Source organism: Metabacillus sp. B2-18 (assembly GCF_021117275.1).
GTDB lineage: Bacteria > Bacillota > Bacilli > Bacillales > Bacillaceae > Metabacillus.
Genome location: NZ_CP088245.1, coordinates 1,416,428 through 1,438,347 on the forward strand (window position 1 = coordinate 1,416,428; position 21,920 = coordinate 1,438,347).

Here is a 21,920-nt window from a genome sequence, read left to right on the forward strand (position 1 = left end):
TTACAAATTAACAATTATGCATACTCATAGCTGAAAGTATTTTCACTTAGGTAGAAAATAATAGAAACCTCCGCACTTTATAGCGACTTCACCTTTACTCCCTGATCCATTTTAGTAAAGACTCGCAACGTAACCCACATCACCCCTATCCCTAAGGCACTAATCGTGAAAAATGGAATGATTCCCGGATAACTTAAAGATAGATACAATACAAAAAAAATCTTCAAACCACACATGAGGGTATAATGAAGTTTTGATAAACCTACAATAATGGCATTCTTAAGATGCTGTCTCCAGGTAGCTTTATAATGAACAAGCATTGGAAAAGCCCAAATTAATAGAATCATATAGAAGAAAACCATTAAATAAAAGGCAAAAGGAGTTACAATAGAGAACACACTTACCGAATTCTTCATTAATTGAAAATTAAAATACAGAATAACTCCAGTTATTGTTAAAATCCATCCCAATATATTGGCTGTAGCAAATTCTTGACGATATGTTTTCTTAAATGTTTGGAAAATCTTGATATCATGTTCACCCAGAATCCACTTTCGAGCTACACTTAACATAGCGGCAGTAGATGGAAAGATACCTGCTACAATTAGTCCAAGAACTGAATAGAAAATCCACATTACATTCAGCACAACAAGGCGGAAAATCCATTGAAGTATAAAATCTAATTTTGATACAATTTCTTTCCCATTCATATCAATACTCCACCTCTTTAGATCCGAAATAGGTTTATCCCTTCACTCCACCAACTGTAAGTCCTGCAACAAAGTACCGTTGGAAAAAGACAAAGAGAATAATGATTGGAATAATGGTCATAACAGAACCTGCAATGAGCACATCATAATTATTTCCATAAGGTGTTAGTAACGTTGCTAAGCCGATTGGTAATGTAAACATATCGTTCGATCTTAAAACAATTAATGGCCATAAGAAATTGTTCCAGCTTCCTAATCCCTGAAGAATTGCCATTGCTGCCATTGATGGCCCCATAAGCGGTAGCATAATCCTAAAGAAAATTCCATACTCTGTAGCTCCATCAATCCTTGCCGCATCCATTAATTCTTTTGGAAGACCAATGGCATATTGTCTGAAGAAGAATACTGCTATCGGTGCAACTACAGCAGGTAGAATAACAGCTGTGTACGTATTAATTAAATTCATACTAATCATTAATTGGAAGAGTGGAAGCATAAGAATTTCAAATGGAACCATTAAAATAAATAGCACAAACCCAAAAATTAGATTTCTTCCTTTAAAGTCATATAACGCAAGTGCATACCCGACCATTGAAGAGAAAAATAACGATAGTACAATCGTAATCGCTGAAATGGTCAAGCTGTTCATATACCAGCCCCAATAATTACCAGCTTGTGTAAAAATATACATTAATATCATTACACTAGTTCCATAAGCAAAACGAACAGAGTTGCATCATCCTAATTGCACAATCGGTTTGATGGCCATACCTTTTTAGAATCCTCAAAATCCTCATTAATCTTCGCAAACTCATAGAACTTTACTAATTTTATCTAATGGAAACATCCCTTTTTTATAATACTCCGCTAATTGAGGCACAGCATCTCCTTCAATAACACCTACCATTGTTTTTCCCTCTGCCATTATCTCCTCATGAACGTCTATAAGAAATGTAAAGCTAAGTAATACTTTTGCACCTTCGAAAAAAACAGTCAATTGAACCGTTGTTTTTCAGTCTTTTTTCATATCGAGAAACATATACTCAGTAAGAATGACATTAGAATAGGAGAATCTAAATGACAAACAACATGTTATCCTTTTATGATCCCTATGTTTATCAGACATTAACAACAATTGTTGGTAAGATGGTTACAGTTCAAACCATAAGAGGTAGCGTTCGTGGTTCCCTGAAAAATGTATTGCCAGATCACATTGTTGTCGAATCTAACGGAACTCCCTTTTTTATTCGAAAAACCATCCAACAGGCCCTATTTTAGGGTCTGTTTTTATTTTAGACCTTTTTTCGTTGTAAGCTCCTATTTTGATTCGGTACTTTTTTAAACAGCCTTTGAATAGGTTTGTACTAATCGTCAATTTATCGACATTCATAGAAATGGGGGCATTAGTAATGAAGATGGTTGATCAATTAAAAGAATTTATTGTAAATCAAGATGTAATCCCAAAGTCAATTAAGATTCATCCTGACGCGCTTTTGGAGCTCGAATCAGAAAAGTTTGTTTATATCATTAATAAACATGAAAAAAAACCTGTGAAACGCTTTATGGGGATAGAGCTTATTACGTCAGCTGATGTAAAAGGTTTTGACGTAGTAGAAGAAGGAGTTAATCAAGAGCGGTGGATTGTGAAAAAAGAGGTTAAAAAGATAAGAGAAAAATATGTCCGAGAAAAGGATAATGAAATATCTAAGGATATTAGTTTATTATTCGCGTACATGGGTTACTTAGAAAGAGAATTAGAAGATAAAATGAATTACTTGAACTACTTAAAAGAAAAGGAAGCGATTCGTGCTTCAGAAAATGTTGAATAATTTCACGACTTTATGGAAAGACACTAGTACGCTGGTGTTTTTTCTTTTGGAAAATTGAAACCCTTACATTTCTGGAGAAGATGTTTTATAATAGAAAAATTGATAACTAAACTTCTAAGATATGTAAGTATGAAAATGTTTATATTTTATCTCATACTTGCAAATAAAACAAAAGGATTTTTTTATGATAAAACAAAACTCCCTTGTACCATTAAGAACATTTATGTTTTTCGTTAGCGCTATCGGATCAATGGTTGTTAGCTTTCTTCCAATTTACTTTCAGCATAAAGGATTTTCTAGCTCTCAAATTGGCTGGTTTTTGGCAATTGGTCCATTTGTCGGCTTGATTGCTCAGCCGCTATGGGGATATGCTAGTGACAAGTATAAGACAGTGAAAAAAGTTTTATTCTCTTGTTTAATAGGATTTTCGGTAAGTGTAATTTGGCTGTTTCAGATTGATTCATTTTTATGGATTATTATAGCGGGATCTCTCTTTTTCTTTTTTTTCTCACCACTTAATCCACTGGCTGATAATCTTGCAAAAAGACAATCTCAAATTCACTCCGTCACATTTGGATCAATTAGGATGTGGGGATCTATTGGCTTTGCGCTCGTTTCATTATTTAGTGGCTTTTTACTATCGAAGTTTGGGATTGGATTTTTAGCGATTCCCATTACTGTTCTCGCGATTTCTACTTGCTTACTTTCATTGACGTTAACTGATGCAAAAGCTGGTAGCAAAAAAGTGAACTATAAAGACATTGGTATGTTTTTTAAAGATCCAACCTTAACGGCATTTTTTATCTTGATTTCGTTAGTTTTGCTTACACACCGAACTAGTGATTCGTTTATTAGTTTATATTTGTTTGAAATAGGTGGGAACGAAATGTTAGTTGGGTGGATATGGTTTATTGGTGTATCAAGTGAAGCACTTCTGTTTTTCTTAAGTGCCAAATGGTTTCGTTCTTCTAGCCCAATTAAATATATTATAATCGCCTCAGTTCTTTATTGTATTCGCTGGATATTAACAGCGCTTTCGCAGGATCCAGCGATGCTCTTAAGTATTCAAGTTTTACATGGAATTTGTTTTGCTATCGTTTTTTTAGGTGCTCTGGAGTATTTGTATAAAGTCGTTCCTGAGGAGTTACAAGCAACAGGCCACATGGTATTTGTAGGTATTTCCTTTGGAATAACAGGAATCATCGGATCTTCAGTTGGAGGAATTATTTTTGAAAACTTCGGGGGATCGACGCTGTATTTCTTACTAGCAGGTTCATCGTTTTTAGGTTTGATTGGTTTTCTTATATTTTATAAAAAGGAGAGAAAAGCCGAACTCAAGCAAATTGAAATGGGAAGTGTTAGTTAAAAGATGGCCGCTGTGTATATCGACTACATAGTGGCCTTTTCAAGTTTAAAGTTAGAAAAATTAGCCATACAATCTCCTGCTATTCATATATATAAGTGAAGGGGGTTGTACAGTGAGATCTACAAGACCATTCATTTTAAAACTTGTTTATATACCTATTCTAATAATCCTCCTCATGTTCTTCTTAATTGGCTTTCTGATTTCGATGAATGTTACTGTGGATTCAAGAAGTATCCAGAGAACGATCGGTGAACTAAACACAGAACTGTTATTTGTACATTTTCTCCAGTTTGAAAATCATTATTTCTATCCAGAATCTGAAAACCCCTTATTAACAGCATCTAATTTATCTACCTTAGCCATTCAGCTTGCAACAAGTGTAAAACCAACTGACGCAAGGACCTTTCTAGGAAATGAATTACCTGGTCTTAGATTATATGATACAGAGATAGCAGTTGCAGGTGAAGGAACGAATCTTAGCAACATACCATATGAATCTCCCCCACCAACCGAAATTTTACTTCAGGAAAGAAAAGTTGTGGAGGAAGAATTAAAGGGAAGAACAACAGAAGATAACAATGAACAAATAACGAATCCAGAAGAAAAAACAGTGTTTATCTATCAGAGCCATAGCTGGGAGTCTTTTTTACCATTATTGGAGGGGGCTGAACAGCCAAGTGAGGCAATTAGTTCGGATGAGCGTGTAAATGTAATTGGCCTTGGAAATCGTTTAACTGAAAATCTAATGAAAAAGGGAATTGGTGTACAGCACGATAAAACAAATATGACTCAAGAGCTACAACAAAAAGGTTGGAAGTCAACGAAGGCCTATACCGTTTCTGGAACAATTGTAGATCAAGCAGCGACGGCAACAAATAGTGAATATGTATATTACATTGATATTCATCGTGATTCTGCAAGAAAAAACATTACGACAAAAACGATTAATGGAGAGACTTACGCGCGACTCTATTTTGTTGTGGGAAAAGAAAATGAAAACTATTTAGAAAATCTTGATTTTGCCAAGACTTTACATCAAAAACTCGAGAAAAAATATCCAGGAATTAGTCGAGGTGTATTCTTAAAATCAAAAAGTGAGGGTAATGGTGTTTATAATCAAGATGTTTCTAATAAAGCAATGTTGATTGAAATAGGTGGAGTAGATAATAATCTTGATGAGCTTGAAAGAACAGTTGATGTTTTTGCTGATATTCTTTCTGAATATCATTGGGAAAATGAGGCAAAAGAAGTGGATGGACAGTGATATTTTTGGAAGGTGGAGTAAAAGCATGTCTTCTTCGAGAGACATGGAAATGGAGAAGATTATTACTATTATACACAAGGTGAGTTTTTAGAAATGGGCAATGGCCCATTTAGGGGATAAAGGAAGAAGGCTTGATTTTTTGGTCCGATTTGCTTTTTATTGAGACAGGGTTTACGTCTTATGGTAGAATTTTGTCCTGATATCGGAGGAACTGAGACAGGGTTTTATTCTAAAGAGTAGTTTCTGTCCCGATACCCTAAGTATCGAGACAGAACTCAACAATTAAGACTGTTTCCTGTCCTGATTCCCTGTGCACAAACAACGATAACCTTAGTAATCTCGCTTGCATCAATTCAATTTCACTTTGGACATACGATGTATCATGCGCTAATATACTGAGGCCTCAAAATATCAATAATATTTCACTTTGCTATTAGATTTAGGGTTTTTCCAATGCTTTCTCATAATTAAACAAATCATCCCGATAATGGTAACAAATAATATACTAATGTAAAAACCTGGTCGTATTGACTTTTCAAACAAGGTTCCGCTGATTGCGGCGAGGAGAAGTATTAAGCCAATATATCCTAAAATTTTATTCCAAGCTTTTAGCTTCAGAAGTTTAAATGAAGAACAAATAATAAAGATCCAGTTGTATAGCAGCAAAATTCCTGCTGCTGTTGTAATATATTCGTATATTTTTCCTGGTAACAATAAAGCAGTAACAATTGAGGAAATAAGCCCAACTGTTGCAAGAATTAATGAAGGTAAAGGTAAGCTTTTAAACTTTAATTTCTTTGAGAACACAGCTGGTGCATCTCCATCATCAGCAAGGGTAACAAGGAGGTTTGTTACTCCATATAAAGCGGCTGTCATTGTTGAAAAACCAGCAATAATAATGGCGCCATTAAAAACATGTGGGAAAAATGGCAAATGAAAGTCAGATAAAGCAGTGACAAATGGGCTTTCTTTGTCACTAAATTTATCAAATGCAACTAGTGAAACAGCGAGTCCTAACGATAATACATATACGGTAGTTAAGCTAATTAACATGAAAGATCCAGCTTTTGGTGCATCCTTTTTATCCTTTAATTGCATTGCTTTTAATCCAATAACTTCGATTCCGCCATATGCATAGAAGGCATAAATGAGTGAAGCATAAAAACCTTTAAAACCATCTGGAAAAAGTTCCTTAGGTGCGACAGGCACACCTGTTGGTTTTGCGTTTCCACCACCTATCCATCCAAAGAGTGCGGCTAAGGCAAGAATGATGAACATAACAATAGCAGCAAACTTCACAACAGCAAAAATGTCTTCCATTTTATCAAACCCACTCGTTCCAGAAATCACAACAAGGATGGAAAGTACAGCATACCCTGCTGAGAAAATCCATAAAGGAACATTAGGAAACCAAAATTGTGACAAAATGGCTAGTGCTGTTAATTGACTTCCCATTACAAGAATATTTGAACTCCAATAATTCCATCCACAACCAAATGCAGCCCACTTACCAAATGCTTTTCCAGCATAATAGCAAAATGAGCCTTCCTGTGGGTCTTTAGCAGTCATTTTTGCTAAAACATTATAAACAATAAAAGTTCCAAGGGCAGCTAATAAAAACGAGAAAACAATGGAAGGACCAGCAATTTCAACCCCAATTCCAGATCCTAGAAAATAACCTGTCCCAATCGTACATCCAATTCCTATTAGTGATAACTGCCACCATGTCAAGTTGCCTTGTGATGTGTTTTTTTCAGACTTTGCCATACAATACCCTCCTAAAACTCCCTAATCAATAGGGTTTCAAAGAACTGAGTTATTATGTAAAGTTTCGGTTGCTTTCCGAAATAGAAAGCTAATCTTCATTTAAAAACCCCTTACAATAGTAAGGGGAATATTATTAGACAAGCGAATTGAAGGAAAAGCCATCAACTGCTGAAATTCTTCCTCTCCACCATGTTCCGCGGTTAAGAGTTTCTTGACTGTTTGTATTTAGATATTTAGCATCTTTAAGATGAATAAACGTGAAAGGAGTCGAATTATCTTTAGACTCTTTATCAGATTCTTGTTGTTTCTGCTTGGCGTATTCCTCTTTTAAATCATGAAATTTCTTTGAGATAATTTTTGACATTGTGCTATCATGAAAATTCTTCGATGCTTCAGTAATTCCTTCGTAATAGGCAGTTGCCCCGATAAGTGTTCCTGAGACAACAGTTCCGTTCACGCTTAAAGTAACATCAACTTCAACACCGTCTTGCTCAACTAGATCTAAAAACATCAAAATAATTGCATCATCAGTACCTGTTTGTTCTTGCTCTTTTTCTTTTGCCATATTGAAACACCTCGCAAATAAACGTTGGTAAAGTTATCATGCCCTAAAAAGTAGGTCATTCTTACTCCATTTTTTAACATTTAATCATAGTGGACAACTCCCTTCATATAATGTACAAGTCCGGTAAAAAGGGAGTGTGTGGTTTCATTGAGTATCAGCATATTGGTTAGTTACATTTTTTTAGGATTATCCTTAGCTGCTCCGATTGGACCAGTTAATTCTGCTAGATTAGATAAAGGAATAAAAAATGGTTTCTGGCATGCTTGGATTGTAGGAGCAGGAAGTATGATGGCAGATGCTATTTTTATGCTCTTTGTTTACCTTGGTATGGTGAATTTTCTAGATATACCCTTTGTCCAAATTTTTCTATGGTTATTTGGTGGATTTATTCTTATTTATTCAGGTATTGAAAGCATTCTAGGTGTGAATAAGGTTAATCTTACAATAACCCGTAAAAAGGATTCCTTAACAAAATGCTTTTTTACTGGGTTTATGATGTCTATAACAAGTCCACTTTCCATTCTGTTTTGGTTAGGAATTTATGGATCGGTATTAGCTAAAACGATTCAAGTGAATGGTACAAGCCAATTATTGGTGTACAGCTGTATGATTTTTGTAGGGCTAACATTGTGGGATGTTTTTGTTGCTGGTCTTACAACAGGATTCCGTAAATTTTTAAATGATACTAGCTTAAAGGTAATCTCCATTATCTCTGGTGCTTCACTTTTAGGGTTTGGACTTTATTTTGGTTTTCAAGGTCTGAAAGCGCTCTTTAGTTTCTAATTCCAGTGGTGTTATTGACCATTTGAAATAAAAGTTAGAAAAGCGATTGCCTTTATTCAATCGCTTTTTTCTTTTAAACTTATACTATTAAGAGGAAAAAGCTAATGTTGGTGAAAGGAGAAACTTATGGCATCAATAATTGAATTAAAACACGTTTCACTTAAAAGAAATGGTCAATGGATTTTGAACGATATTAATTGGGAAATCAAAAAGCATGAACATTGGGTGTTGTATGGATTAAATGGAGCTGGAAAAACAGCGCTATTAAATATGCTTTGTGCGTACTACTTTCCAACTGAAGGAGATGTGAAAGTATTAGGGAAGGTATTTGGTCGAGATTATTTAGCGGAAAAACTTCGTCAAAAAATCGGACTAGTATCTACAAAACTACAACAGAAATTTTATCCGTCAGACAATGCATTTGAAATTGTATTAAGTGGTGCTTTTGCTTCAATCGTACTTTATGAGAAACCAACAGAGGAAATGAGACAAAAAGCGATTGGACTATTAAAAGAACTAAGCTGTTTACATTATGCCGATAGAGCTTATGAAACTTTGTCGCAGGGAGAAAGGCAACGAGTTTTGATTGCTCGAGCTTTAATGACAGAGCCTGAGCTGTTAATTTTAGATGAACCGACAACAGGTTTAGATTTTCTTGCACGTGAACAGCTATTAGAATCAATAGAGGGCATGATGAAAAAGGAATCCGCACCAACTCTTCTTTATGTTACTCATCATGTTGAAGAGATATTGCCAATCTTTTCTCATACTCTTTTATTAAAAAGAGGAGAAGTATTTGATTCTGGTGAAACAAAAGAGATGCTATCTGCTGGGAAGCTTTCAGCGCTTTTTGATTCTGACGTTTCGGTAATCTGGGATGAAGGACGTGCAAGTTTAAGGAAAAAAGTTCAAACCATTGATGCAGAATAGTACTCGCTCTTTCTTAATAAAAATAGAAATAAGGCCTACATCTTTTACGATTATTAAAGAAGGTGTTCGAAATGTTTCTAAAATCCTTTGAAACTAAACAAATGCTTGAGGCAATTTTAGAGAGTATTGATGAAGGAATTCATGCTGTTAATTCTGAAGGGATAACAATCTTTTATAATCAAGTAGCAGCAAAGCATGACGGAGTTGAAGTGGAGGAAGTACTCGGAAAACATGTTCTTGAGGTATTTCCTTCATTAAATAAGCAAACAAGTACCTTACTCAAGGTCATTGAGACAGGAAACTCAATTTATCAGCAATCTCAGACCTATAAAAATAGTAAAGGTCAGCTAATTGATACGGTAAATACTACTTTACCTATTAAAGTTGGGAATAACATTGTAGGGGCAGTTGAAATTGCTAAGGATTTTACAAAAGTAAAACAACTTTCTCAAAAGCTTCTTGAACTTCAGGAAAAAATGAATGGGCAACAATCAAAGCCAATAACCATTTCAGGAGCAAAGTATGAGTGGGACCATTTTGTAACTGCTTGTGAAGAAATAAATGAATTAAAGAGATTGGCTAAAAAGGCTGCCAATAGTACATCACCGGTTATGGTATATGGTGAGACTGGAACAGGAAAGGAATTAATGGTTCAGGCCCTTCATAATGGTTCAGTAAGAAAAAATGGACCATTTATTGCTCAAAATTGCTCTTCTTTACCTGAATCTTTGCTTGAAAGTATCTTATTTGGTACGAAAAAAGGAAGTTACACAGGAGCGGTCGATCGAGCGGGATTATTTGAGCTTGCTCATGGTGGAACTCTGTTTTTAGATGAGATTCATACAATGCCCTTAGATTTTCAAGCAAAGCTATTACGAGTCCTGGAAGATGGAGTTATTAGGCGAGTGGGAGGTGTTGATTCATATTCAGTAGATGTAAGAGTTATTGTCGCGATGAACGAGCATCCTTACATTTGTATGGAAAAGAAGCAATTAAGAACTGATTTATACTATCGTTTAAATGTTTTCTTTCTTGAGCTTCCTCCTTTAAGAAAAAGAACAGGAGATATTCCTCTATTAATTCATCATTTTATTCAAAAATATAACTACAATTTCGGTAAACTTGTGATTCATATTGATGAGAACGTGATATCGATGTTAGAAAGTCATTCCTGGCCTGGAAATGTTAGAGAGCTTGAGCACGTAATTGAATATGCGATGAACATGGTAGAAAATGAGGATACATTAACAATCCATCATTTACCATCATTTATTAAAAATAAGGTTTCTGCCGAGAAGGATGAAATAAAACCCTTTCGTGAAGCTGTTGAGAAAACAGAGAAAGACTTAATTCAACAAGCTTTACACAAAACAAATGGAAATGTGCTTAAGGCCTCCGAGCTCCTTGAACTCCCAAGACAAACTCTCCAATATAAAATAAAAAAATATAAAATTCACTAAAATGAGGTGGATACAATGACCTTGTCTTCCGAAACGAAGAAACTTTCAACATCTCGCTATGTCATGCAACTGTATTTAGACTATTTTAATGAACGAATTAGAGTCGATCATTACCGGGGAAATATGACAATGATTTTGCAGGAAATAGAAAGATTAAGCGCAGAAAATACCTTTCAAAAAATTATTTTTTACACACGCCCTGAGCAATGGATGGACCTTTTATCAAAAGGATATGAGTTGGAAGCAGTAATAAAAGGATATTTTAATGGTGCCGATAACATGATTATGACGAAGTATATAGATGATAAACGAAGAACAAGTGAACACTGGATTCAAGAGAATATTATCCTTGAAAAAGTCTTTCAAAAAGAACGACAAGTAAATGAAACGAACTTACCGGCTCATTATCATTTCCGAAAAGCTGAAATCAACGATGCAGAACAGCTCGCCAATTTATATGGAAGGGTGTTTGAAATTTATCCAACACCGATGAATAATAAAGACTATGTAAAAAAAATGATTAGTGCAGGCAATCTTTTTTATGTAGTTGAGAGCAACAACTTACTAGTTAGTGCTGCTTCTGCAGATGTGAACATTGATTTTAAAAATGCTGAGTTAACAGACTGTGCAACACTACCAGAACATAGAAAATACGGGTTAATGAAAATGCTGTTATTATTTCTAGAAACTGATTTGCGAGATAATGGGATTTTTTGTGCATTTTCAATTGCGAGGTCTTTATCCTTTGGGATGAATGCAGCATTTTATCAGCTTGGTTATGAATACAACGGGAGATTGACTAAGAACTGTTATATATTCGATAAGCTTGAAGATATGAATGTATGGGTTAAAGATCTCTCTCATTAACTGCCAAGTTTTTAACATGCTGCCGAATATTCAGCAAGTCTAAAAGGTTTTATTTGCCCGAATATTGGCACTGACTGCTTCTTTTTATATAAAAAAGGATGGCTCTTTATGAAGAGTAGACATAATTTATTTTTCCAGATGTTTAATCATAACGGTTTATCTAAAGGAAATGGTTTCCTTCTTATAGTTGGCACAAATCTTGCTTAATAATTTGTGAATAGCAAATGTAAGGGGGAAATCTTCATGTTGCATGATTTATATAAACCTGACCGTCATTGGAAAGAAATTAGTTTATGGAAAGATGTCACTGATGAAAAATGGAATGACTGGATTTGGCAGTTAACAAACACAATCCGAACTCTTGATGACTTAAAACAAGTCATTGACTTAACACCTGAGGAAGAAGAGGGTGTAAAAATTTCTACAAAAACAATCCCACTCAATATTACTCCATATTATGCATCACTTATGAATCAAACTGATACGAGATGTCCAATTCGAATGCAATCTGTTCCGATTAGTCAAGAAATAAAGAAAACGAAATATGACTTAGAAGATCCATTAGAAGAAGATGAAGATTCACCTGTAGCAGGTTTAACACATCGTTATCCAGATCGTGTACTTTTTCTCGTTACGAATCAATGCTCCATGTATTGTCGTTACTGTACCCGTCGTCGTTTTTCCGGGCAAATCGGGATGGGAGTGCCTAAGAAGCAACTAGATGGTGCGATTGAGTATATTCGCAATACACCAGAAGTTAGAGATGTTCTCTTATCTGGTGGAGATGGACTTTTAATAAATGACACAATATTAGAATATATCTTAAAAAATTTACGAGAAATCCCACATGTGGAAATCATTCGGATTGGCACAAGAGCACCTGTTGTGTTTCCACAACGAATAACAGAAAACCTTTGTAATATTTTGAAAAAATATCATCCTGTTTGGCTAAACACCCACTTTAACACTTCTATTGAGATAACAGAAGAATCTAAGCGTGCTTGTGAAATGCTTGTTGATGCGGGTGTGCCTGTCGGAAATCAGGCTGTTATTTTAGCGGGAATTAATGACAGTGTGCCGATTATGAAAAAACTCATGCATGACTTGGTGAAAATTAGAGTCCGACCTTATTACATTTATCAGTGTGATCTGTCAGAGGGGATCGGTCACTTTAGAGCGCCGATTTCAAAAGGTTTAGAAATCATCGAAGGTTTACGTGGACATACGAGCGGTTATGCTGTTCCAGCCTTCGTCGTTGATGCTCCTGGTGGTGGCGGGAAAATTACATTACAACCAAACTATGTGATTTCACAAAGTCCAACAAAAACGGTACTTCGCAACTTTGAAGGAGTGATCACAACGTATCCAGAACCGGAAAAGTATGTTGCAGGACGTGCAGATGATTACTTTAATGAGATCTATGCAAAGGAAAATATCAAACCGTCTAAAACTGGTATTACCTCTCTACTAAATGATGAGAAATTTAATCTTGTACCAGAATCATTGGAACGTATTAACAGAAGACAAAGTTTCCAAGAAGATCCGAATTATTCAACATTAAAAGATAAGCGTGAGAAACGTGATGAATTAAAGGAGAAAAAATTTCAGGCACAACAAAAGAAAGATAGTTAGTAAACGGAGGGATAAGGGAGGTGCCTCATTATAAATGAAATGTGAATGGTGCGAATCCGTTAATGTAACAAATATAACCTGTACGGTTTTTTGGGAGCTGCCTGATGGAACGCGTGCTATTGAAATTACCGACACACCTGGTGTGAAATGTTCCTCATGTGGAATGGAATATCAAGATGAAAAAATGATTGAGGAGCTAGAAGATCAGTTGTTTCTTATTGATACAAAGAAAGTGGATAAAGTGGTTTCATTCCAATCGTTAATGGCAATGCCGAGGTTATTAAAACGTAACTATTTTAAATTTTAACGTTGCTTATGTAAAAGAAAGAGGCGATCGTATGAAACGGTCATTATTAATTAAACCAACCATGAATGAGCAATATCCAACAGTGAGTTATGGGAGGGGGATTTATTTATACGATAATGCGGGCAAGCGATATATTGACGGATCCTCAGGTGCAGTTACAGCGAGCCTTGGTCATGGGGTAGACGAAATTATTAAAAGCATGCAGAATCAAGCAAATAAAGTTTCATTTGTTTATCGTTCTCAATTTACTTCAGAGCCTGCCGAACGTCTGGCTGAGAAGTTAAACAAACTTGTTGATGCTGATGAAGATTATTGGTCCTTTTTTGTTAATAGTGGATCAGAAGCAACGGAAACGGCGATGAAGGTTGCCATTCAATATTGGCAGGAGCAAGGTGATTTTAAGAAGCAAAGAATCTTGTCGCGGTGGGTAAGCTACCATGGGATCACACTCGGTGCGTTATCTATGTCTGGACATGTGAATCGTAGGGAACGATTTGTTTCCTTGCTAGAGGATTACCCCTCTGTTACTGCTCCGTATTGCTATAGATGTTCTTTTGATAAAGCATATCCAACTTGTCAGTTAATGTGTGCAAATGAAGTGGAGGCTGCGATAAAAAGAATCGGAAGTGATCATATTGCTGCTTTCATCGCAGAACCAATTATTGGTGCAGCAGGAGGTGTGATCGTACCCCCGGACGGATATTATCAGAAAGTTAGAGAAATATGCGATCGCTACAACATTTTATTTATAGCAGATGAAGTGATGACGGGAATCGGTCGTACGGGTAAGATGTTCGGCCTAGATCATTGGGGAGTAAAGGCGGATATTATTGCACTCGGAAAAGGGATGAGCGCAGGCTTTACTCCAATTGCTGCAACTCTCGTGAGTGAAAAAGTGATGAAACCGATTCTAGAAGGCTCAAATTCTATCATGAGTGGCCATACGTATAGTGCCAACCCTCAATCAGCAGCAAGTGCTTTAGCTGTTTTAGAATATATTGAGAATAATAACTTAGTAGATAAGGTAAAAGAACGTGGCACATACTTGTTGGAAAGACTTAAAGAAGAAACAGCCAACCTTGAAATGATTGGCGATATACGTGGAAAAGGACTAATGATTGGGGTTGAGTTTGTTTCTGATAAAAATATAAAGCAGTCATTTCGTAAAAATGATGCTATTACGAACAAGATTGTAATAAGAGCTAGAGAAAAAGGCTTATTAATCTATCCATCCTCCGCAGGTCAAGATGGAGTAGGTGGAGATGCGATCATCATTTCTCCTCCCTTTATTATTTTAAAAGAAGAAATAGAGGAACTTGTTACTATTTTTAAAGAAGTTGTCTCCGAAATTCAGAAGGAGTTAGGCAGGGGGAACAGACCATGAAGCAACCAATGCCAAAAAAGAGGATAAATAAGGTTGGGAGTTTAGAAGAAGGTTTTTCCCGTATACGTGATGGATGTTCACTTATGTTTGGTGGATTTGGAGGAGTAGGAAATCCACCTACTATTATAAATGGCATACTTCAAAAGAGGATTAAGGATTTCACACTTATAGGAAATGATGCTGGTTTTCCTACAATTGGGATTGGGAAAGTGGTCAGTCAAGGAAGGGCTAAAAAAATGATTGTCTCCCATATTGGGTCAAATCCGGTTGCAGGTCAGTTAATGATAGATGGGAAAATGGAAGTCGAATTTTGCCCACAAGGTACATTGGCAGAACGAATAAGGGCAGGTGGAGTTGGTCTTGGAGGAATTCTCACTGATATCGGAATTGATAGCATGATTGAAGAAGGAAAACCAAAAATCAAGATAAAAGGTCAAGACTATTTAGTAGAAACAGCACTTACTGCAGATGTTTCAATTGTTTACGCCAAAAAAGCAGATACCTTCGGAAATCTTGTTTATGAAACAAGTGCCCGAAATAACAATCCTTTAGTAGCGATGGCTGGTCGATATACAATTGTCGAGGCCGAACAAATCGTCGAAGCAGGAGAACTCGATCCAGAAGCCATCATCACACCAGGCGTTTACGTAGACATCGTTGTACAAAGTGAAGGAGTCGATTGGAAATGGGCTTGGGAGTAGTGGGGTGGAGCCTGTCCGGGTGGAAAGGTGCCTGTCACTTCCCGAGTTTTGTCTGTTAATGTCGATTGGGGGGCAGAAAAGTGACTGCAGAATTAGATGCTAGAAATAGGATTGCCAAACGAGCTGCTAAGGAAATTGAGGAAGGCATGATTGTTAATTTAGGAATTGGAATCCCATCTCTTATACCAAACCATTTACCAAAGAATCTACAAGTTATGTTTCAGGCCGAAAACGGAATTTTAGGGATGGGAGAGTCACCCAAAAAGGGTGAAGAAAACCCAACTTTATGCAATGCAGCAGGCTTCCCAGTGACGATTGTGCCTGGAGCATCTTATTTTGATAGTGCCACAGCTTTTGGAATGATTCGTTCCGGATATTTAGATATGACCATTCTTGGTGGACTACAAGTAAGTGAAGAAGGTGATTTGGCAAACTGGATCGTACCTGGTAAACGAGTACCTGGGATTGGTGGGGCAATGGAGCTAGCTAAAAAAGCCAAAAAAGTTATTGTTTTAATGAATCATTGTGATAAAAAAGGACAGTCCAAAATAGTTAACACATGTACACTCCCTTTAACTGCGAAAAGATGTGTTAGCCTGATTATTACAGAAATGGCGGTAATAGAAGTAACAAGTGAAGGTTTACTATTAAAAGAAGTCATGAAACCATATACAGTCGTAGAAGTTGTGAGTCTAACAAATGCTAGATTACAACTATCAGAAAATATTAAGAACAGCACCTACTAAAAAGAGATGAGGGATGAAGGGTGAACGGAGAACGAGAGATGCTTCGGGCACAAATAAACCAATGGCTTGCTAATAATCATGATCATGGTATAAAGCTATTACAAAATTTAGTTAAAGAAAATAGCATACAGGGGAATGAACGGAAGGCTCAAATAATTGTTATTGAAAAGCTACGTAAAATTGGCTTAAAAGTGGATGCATGGGAGCCTGAGGGGAAACAGCTAGTTGAACATCCTTATTTTGCTTCACCAAGAACTGAATTTAAAGGCAGTCTAAATGTTGTTGGTGTATTAAAGGGAACAGGTGAAGGTCGTTCTCTCATATTAAACGGTCATATTGATGTTGTTCCCGAGGGAGATATAACACAGTGGGAGCAGCACCCTTATAGCGGAAAGGTGATTGATGGAAGGCTTTATGGTCGCGGTGCAACAGATATGAAAGGTGGAAATGTTTCACTTTTGTTAGCATTATCAGCTCTCCGTGCACTCGGTATTCCATTAAAAGGAGATGTTATATTTCAAAGTGTAATAGAAGAAGAAAGTGGCGGTGCTGGAACGCTGGCAGCGATATTAAGAGGTTACCAGGCAGATGCTGCCCTCATTCCTGAACCGACAAATATGAAAATATTCCCAAAACAGCAAGGATCAATGTGGTTTCGGTTAAATGTTAAGGGTCTTGCTGCACATGGAGGCACACGGTATGAAGGGGTAAGTGCAATTGAAAAATCAATGATTGTTATCGAACATATAAAAGAACTTGAAAAGAGAAGAAATGAACGTATTTCTGATCCCTTATATAATAATATCCCTATTCCTATTCCAATTAATATAGGTAAAGTGGAAGGTGGAGATTGGCCTTCCTCTGTAGCTGATTTTGTCAAATTAGAAGGAAGGGTAGGAATTTCTCCAGATGAGACGATAGAGCAAGCTCAAAAAGAATTTGAAAGCTGGATTCAGGAGCTGGAAAAAGTAGATCCATGGTTTGCCAAATATCCAGTTTCTCTTGAATGGTTTGGAGCGAGATGGGTTCCAGGCTCAATTGATGTTAATCATCCATTCATATCTTCATTAACAAAAAGCTATTTTAAAGTTACAGGAGAGCAACCAGTTATTGAAGCATCACCATGGGGGACAGATGGTGGTTTATTAACTACAGTTGGTTCAACTCCAACCATTGTGTTTGGCCCTGGTGTTACAGAAAAAGCGCATTATCCAAACGAATACATTGAAATTGAAAAGGTATTCGAAGCGGCTGAAATTATTGCGCTCACTATTGTTGATTGGTGTGGAGTCGAACGATAACAGTCGTTTTTATTTAGGATAATTCACTTTACAATACGCTAATCTCTTAAATTATGAAGGGATTGGCGTAAAATACATAGTTAAGAGCCGAAATTATATTTGTAATAGTTTATTAAAAATTCTAAATAGCAGAAATAAACAAACGCAAAATTAGGCGAATGATAAAAAAATGTGTATAATCAGTTTTAACAAGAATGATTCCAATTACTAGATTGCTATTCTAAAAGCTTTAATTGCTTACGGAGTCAAAAAGAGAGGAAGGATACATTTGAGTACTATTGTTTCTACTTTACCAAGGTTTGATCATGTAGGAAGTTTTCTAAGACCGAAGCGTATTAAAGAAGCACGTCAAAAACATGCTGAGGGAAGTATCACGTTTGAAGAACTAACAAAAATAGAAAATGAAGAAATTACTAAATTAGTTTCTAAGCAAAAAGAAGTAGGTCTAAAAACAATTACTGATGGAGAATTTAGACGCGGTTGGTGGCACTTCGATTACCTAGCAGGTTTAGAAGGTATTGAGGTTGTTGAAACAGAGCGTGGTGTACCATTCCATGATGTGGAAACTTCTGCTTTCAATATTCGGATTAATGGAAAAATTAAGTTTAATGATCATTACATGCTTGAGCATTTCCGTTACTTAAAAGAAGTAGTTGGTAACGATGGTCATATTGCTAAAATGATTATTCCAAGTCCAAATATGATTTTCTTTAGAGAAGGAATCGGCAGTGATTTTGAAAAACAATTTTATAGTAGTTTAGATGAAATTTATGTGGATCTCATTCAAGCATACAAAGATGCAGTAGTTGCATTTTATAATGAAGGTTGTCGTTACCTACAACTTGATGACACAGCTTGGGCATTATTTTTTGATGAAAGCAGTCGTAACCTTGTAAGAGCTTTTGGTTCTGATCCAGACGAACTTATCCATCAGTTTAAACATGCTGTAAATGAGGTTACTTCTGTTAAGCCAGATGATATGGTTCTGACAATGCATATTTGTCGTGGAAACTACAAATCATCCTATGCTTCTTCTGGTAGCTATGATGGTGCTTCAGAAATTATTTTTGGACAACTTAACCTAGATGGTCTTTTCTTAGAGTTTGATGATAGCCGATCAGGTGGTTTTGAGCCACTTCGCCACATAAATAGAAGTGACCTTCACGTAGTGCTAGGTCTAATCACAACAAAAACACCTTCACTTGAAGATACCGAAGCTATAAAAGCTCGAATAAACGAAGCAGCACAATATGTATCTTTAGATCAGCTACACTTAAGTCCACAATGTGGCTTCGCATCAACTGAAGAAGGTAACTTACTAACTGAAGAAGAGCAATGGGCGAAGGTTCGCCATGTTATTGAAATTGCGAATAGTGCTTGGAAGTAGTTCGACAAGTGACAGGCACGACCCGAAGTATGTCGAATGAAGAGGCTGTACCGAATTGGTACGGCTTTTTTCTATTGTTAATGAATCAAAACGGTGATGAGTTTACTAAAAATAGCGTCAGACTATCTAACAGTTTGGTTGAAGCTAGTTATCTTTGTGATTTAGGATTGATTTATCCCCTCCCATTTCATTTACTAACTTTCTCTCCACAATATTAAAATCCCTTTGCTATGTACAGTAATTTTTCTCTCTATCAGTCGTCCAACTCTAGATTAAGGAGTTTGACATGCTTGTGAAAATTAATAAGCAACTAAATAGGTTCATTCCTTTAATGGCTCCGATCAGTGTAGTGTTAGGCGTTCTGTTGTCCGATTATTTTACCAACCTTACGTCTGTTGTTCCATGGATATTTGCTTTTATTACATTTTCTGGTAGTTTGGGTTCTACTTTCAAATCTTTATATCAGACTATTTCAAATCCAATTCCTATATTAATACTCTTAGTTATATTGCATATTGTGATGCCTATGTGGGCGACTTTAGTTGGACATATAACCTTTAATAATGATATTTACACAATTTCAGGGCTAATTTTGTCTGTAGTAATTCCTACTGGGATTACCAGTTTCATCTGGGTGTCTATCCATAAAGGAAATATAGCCTTAACGTTTACCATAGTTTTAATTGACACAATTTTATCCCCATTTCTTGTACCTATGATGTTATCTTTATTCATTGGAAAATCAGTAGAACTCGAAGTGTGGAATATGATGTCAGCTTTAATAGGTATGGTTGTGATTCCCTCCATATTAGCTATGGTGTTAAATGCAATTACTAAAGGACATGTTCACAAGGTTTGGAGTCCGCGTTTAGAACCGCTCTCAAAGTTGGGATTAATGCTCGTCATTATGATAAATAGTGCTGTTGTTGCTCCTTATCTGTCTAATATAAATAAAAAATTATTACTTATTTCCTTAATTGTTTTCTTGGTGTCTGCATCAGGTTATATATTATCTTTACTGACTGGAAAATTACTAAAATATCAAAAAGAAGACGTTATTGCATTTACTTTTTCAGGAGGAATGAGAAATATTAGTGCTGGCTCTGTAATAGCTGTTGCTTTTTTCCCTCCGCCTGTTGCTTTACCGGTTGTTATAGGTATGTTATTTCAACAAGTCATTGCGTCATTTTTTGGTTATATATTGGAACGTACTTACTCAAAAAAGTTGTATGTTGATACTAATATTAAAGTAGAAAGAGAAGGGTGATTGCATGAGATATGAAAACTACATTAATGGTCAATGGATTGAACCATCATTAGGAGGTTATGTTGATAATCTAAATCCACATAATCAAAAAGCACTAGACCAGTTTCCAGCTAGTACACCAGAAGATATAAATTTAGCAACTGCAGCAGCAAAAGAAGCATTTACAACATGGAGTAAACTATCATATCAACAGCGTGGGGAGTATTTATTAAAAGCTGCAGATTTTTTATCTGAAAAAGTTGAAGACATTGCACGTGATTTAACTAGTGAAGAAGGAAAAACACTACCCGAGGCGATAGGTGAAACTAATAGAGCTATTCGTGTATTACATTATTATTCAGGGGAAGCAACCCAATCGGTGGGAGATATTATCCCATCAGTTAATCCTAAAACGATGATTTATACTAAGCGGGTACCGATAGGACCTGTTGGGCTAATTACACCATGGAATTTTCCTATTGCGATACCAGCTTGGAAAATCGCTCCAGCACTGGTTTATGGTAATACAGTTGTGATAAAACCTTCAGAATTTACGCCGAAATCAGCTTATCACCTTATTGATGCTCTTCATCAAGCAGGAGTACCTGCTGGTGTTGTAAACTGCGTTTTTGGTGTAGGCGGTGATATTGGAGCTGAATTAGTGGATAGTCCAGATATTAAAGCTATTTCTTTTACTGGATCAAATAAGATAGGTAATGTAATTAAACAGAGAGCAACAATTCTTGGAAAGTCAGTGCAATTAGAAATGGGCGGTAAGAATCCGCTTATCGTTCTTAACGACGCAAATATTGATAAAGCAGTTGCCTTTTCCATTCAGGATGGGTTTATGTCTACAGGACAAAAATGTACAGCAGCAAGTCGACTTATTGTGGAAGCTGGAATTTATGATGAGTTCTGTAGAAGATTACTAGATCAAACAAATTCATTAAAAGTTGGAAATCCGTTAGATGAAGGAACTTATATGGGGCCAGTAGTGTCAGCTAGACAATATGAGTCTGTGTTAACAATGATTGAACAGGGGAAAAAAGAAGCCAGACTTCTCGCTGGTGGTAACGAAATAAATACTCCAGATTTAAAAGAGGGGTTTTATGTTCAGCCAACTGTGTTTGAGGTAGATTCCCAATCTGTAGAAATTGCTCGTAAAGAAATATTTGGTCCTGTTGTTATGTTACTTAAGGTTAATAGTTTTGATGAAGCGGTTGAGTTAGCAAACGATACTTCGTACGGGTTAAGTGCTGCCATTTTTACTAATAATCTTACACTGTCTCAACGCTTTGTGGATGAAGTTGAAGCGGGTATGGTACATGTTAATTCTGGAACAGTTGGAACAGAGTTTCAAGCCCCTTTTGGTGGAATGAAAAGCTCTAGTGATGGACCTCGAGAACAGGGAAAAACATCGATTGATTTTTATACAAAAATGAAAACTGTTTATATGGATTAATAAGAAAAAATTAAATATTTAATTTGCTAATTCAGTTCTGTATTTTTCTTTTGGTAAAGATACAGAGCTGTTTTTTATACTTTTATGAATGATAGTATTAGAAAAATAAAAGCTTTCACCATTAGGACTTGGTGATAAGGCAAGTTTTTCTAATAAAATAATAAAAAATTTATTATTGATTAAAGTGTTGAAATGATTGGTATGTATTCGTTT

The 21,920-nt window shown here is 36.1% G+C and carries 21 protein-coding genes; 17 read left to right on the forward strand and 4 right to left on the reverse strand.

What is annotated here, in order from left to right; translation table 11 throughout:
* Window positions 1-77: 77 nt before the first annotated feature.
* Together LPC09_RS07050 and LPC09_RS07055 are read right to left on the reverse strand one after the other, a co-directional pair.
* Window positions 78-710 carry a YesL family protein gene (locus LPC09_RS07050; protein ID WP_098798922.1) on the reverse strand — a complete coding sequence of 211 codons (633 nt, stop codon included), beginning with the start codon at window positions 708-710 and terminating at the stop codon, window positions 78-80.
* A 34-nt stretch (window positions 711-744) separates the two neighbouring features.
* A complete protein-coding gene (locus LPC09_RS07055) occupies window positions 745-1,410 on the reverse strand; it encodes a carbohydrate ABC transporter permease (RefSeq protein ID WP_269217423.1) in 666 nt (221 codons plus the stop codon).
* A gap of 377 nt (window positions 1,411-1,787) precedes the next feature.
* Here LPC09_RS07055 and LPC09_RS07065 point away from each other — a divergent pair, with 377 nt between their 5' ends.
* The 4 genes from LPC09_RS07065 (at window position 1,788) to spoIIP (ending at window position 5,169) form a co-directional block, all read left to right on the forward strand.
* Window positions 1,788-1,988: a YuzF family protein gene (locus LPC09_RS07065; protein WP_231309302.1), complete on the forward strand. Its 201-nt coding sequence runs from the start codon at window positions 1,788-1,790 to the stop codon at window positions 1,986-1,988.
* 131 nt (window positions 1,989-2,119) lie between these two features.
* Complete coding sequence (locus LPC09_RS07070) at window positions 2,120-2,539, forward strand: hypothetical protein (protein ID WP_098798469.1); 420 nt, start codon at window positions 2,120-2,122, stop codon at window positions 2,537-2,539.
* Between the two features lie 184 nt (window positions 2,540-2,723).
* Window positions 2,724-3,905, forward strand: coding sequence for an MFS transporter (locus LPC09_RS07075; protein ID WP_231309303.1), 1,182 nt, complete (start codon window positions 2,724-2,726; stop codon window positions 3,903-3,905).
* A 112-nt stretch (window positions 3,906-4,017) separates the two neighbouring features.
* Window positions 4,018-5,169 (forward strand): stage II sporulation protein P, encoded by a 1,152-nt coding sequence (gene spoIIP / locus LPC09_RS07080; protein ID WP_231309304.1) that lies wholly within the window; start codon window positions 4,018-4,020, stop codon window positions 5,167-5,169.
* Between the two features lie 411 nt (window positions 5,170-5,580).
* Here the strand turns inward: spoIIP and LPC09_RS07085 are convergent, their stop codons facing one another.
* Together LPC09_RS07085 and gvpU are read right to left on the reverse strand one after the other, a co-directional pair.
* The gene (locus LPC09_RS07085) at window positions 5,581-6,936 is read right to left on the reverse strand and encodes an amino acid permease (RefSeq protein ID WP_098798471.1); all 1,356 of its coding nucleotides are present in this window, start codon (window positions 6,934-6,936) and stop codon (window positions 5,581-5,583) included.
* Window positions 6,937-7,069: 133 nt separating this feature from the next.
* Window positions 7,070-7,501, reverse strand: coding sequence for a gas vesicle accessory protein GvpU (gene gvpU, locus LPC09_RS07090; RefSeq protein WP_098796544.1), 432 nt, complete (start codon window positions 7,499-7,501; stop codon window positions 7,070-7,072).
* Between the two features lie 147 nt (window positions 7,502-7,648).
* On the opposite strand from gvpU, the gene LPC09_RS07095 reads away from it, so the two are divergent.
* The 13 genes from LPC09_RS07095 (at window position 7,649) to LPC09_RS07155 (ending at window position 21,707) form a co-directional block, all read left to right on the forward strand.
* The gene (locus tag LPC09_RS07095; RefSeq protein WP_098796543.1) at window positions 7,649-8,284 is read left to right on the forward strand and encodes a LysE family transporter; all 636 of its coding nucleotides are present in this window, start codon (window positions 7,649-7,651) and stop codon (window positions 8,282-8,284) included.
* Window positions 8,285-8,410: 126 nt separating this feature from the next.
* Window positions 8,411-9,214 carry an ABC transporter ATP-binding protein gene (locus LPC09_RS07100; protein ID WP_098796542.1) on the forward strand — a complete coding sequence of 268 codons (804 nt, stop codon included), beginning with the start codon at window positions 8,411-8,413 and terminating at the stop codon, window positions 9,212-9,214.
* Between the two features lie 71 nt (window positions 9,215-9,285).
* On the forward strand, window positions 9,286-10,674 hold the full coding sequence (locus tag LPC09_RS07105; RefSeq protein ID WP_098796541.1) for a sigma-54 interaction domain-containing protein: 1,389 nt from the start codon (window positions 9,286-9,288) through the stop codon (window positions 10,672-10,674).
* Window positions 10,675-10,689: 15 nt separating this feature from the next.
* Entirely contained in the window at window positions 10,690-11,541 is an 852-nt protein-coding gene (ablB, locus tag LPC09_RS07110) for a putative beta-lysine N-acetyltransferase (protein WP_098796540.1), read from the forward strand.
* A gap of 243 nt (window positions 11,542-11,784) precedes the next feature.
* Entirely contained in the window at window positions 11,785-13,173 is a 1,389-nt protein-coding gene (gene ablA / locus LPC09_RS07115) for a lysine 2,3-aminomutase (protein ID WP_231309305.1), read from the forward strand.
* A 34-nt stretch (window positions 13,174-13,207) separates the two neighbouring features.
* On the forward strand, window positions 13,208-13,480 hold the full coding sequence (locus LPC09_RS07120; protein WP_231309306.1) for a YokU family protein: 273 nt from the start codon (window positions 13,208-13,210) through the stop codon (window positions 13,478-13,480).
* Between the two features lie 31 nt (window positions 13,481-13,511).
* Window positions 13,512-14,864, forward strand: a complete 1,353-nt coding sequence (locus tag LPC09_RS07125) for an aspartate aminotransferase family protein (protein WP_098796537.1) — start codon at window positions 13,512-13,514, stop codon at window positions 14,862-14,864.
* A complete protein-coding gene (locus tag LPC09_RS07130; protein WP_098796536.1) occupies window positions 14,861-15,565 on the forward strand; it encodes a CoA transferase subunit A in 705 nt (234 codons plus the stop codon). Before LPC09_RS07125 ends, LPC09_RS07130 begins: the two co-directional genes overlap by 4 nt.
* Before the next feature lie 80 nt (window positions 15,566-15,645).
* Complete coding sequence (locus LPC09_RS07135) at window positions 15,646-16,311, forward strand: 3-oxoacid CoA-transferase subunit B (RefSeq protein ID WP_098798475.1); 666 nt, start codon at window positions 15,646-15,648, stop codon at window positions 16,309-16,311.
* Between the two features lie 38 nt (window positions 16,312-16,349).
* Window positions 16,350-17,612, forward strand: a complete 1,263-nt coding sequence (locus LPC09_RS07140) for a peptidase (RefSeq protein WP_098798481.1) — start codon at window positions 16,350-16,352, stop codon at window positions 17,610-17,612.
* 268 nt (window positions 17,613-17,880) lie between these two features.
* A complete protein-coding gene (locus tag LPC09_RS07145; RefSeq protein WP_098798476.1) occupies window positions 17,881-18,999 on the forward strand; it encodes a 5-methyltetrahydropteroyltriglutamate--homocysteine S-methyltransferase in 1,119 nt (372 codons plus the stop codon).
* Between the two features lie 286 nt (window positions 19,000-19,285).
* Complete coding sequence (locus tag LPC09_RS07150; protein ID WP_231309307.1) at window positions 19,286-20,266, forward strand: bile acid:sodium symporter family protein; 981 nt, start codon at window positions 19,286-19,288, stop codon at window positions 20,264-20,266.
* Between the two features lie 4 nt (window positions 20,267-20,270).
* A complete protein-coding gene (locus tag LPC09_RS07155; RefSeq protein ID WP_231309308.1) occupies window positions 20,271-21,707 on the forward strand; it encodes an aldehyde dehydrogenase family protein in 1,437 nt (478 codons plus the stop codon).
* The last annotated feature ends 213 nt before the right edge of the window (window positions 21,708-21,920 follow it).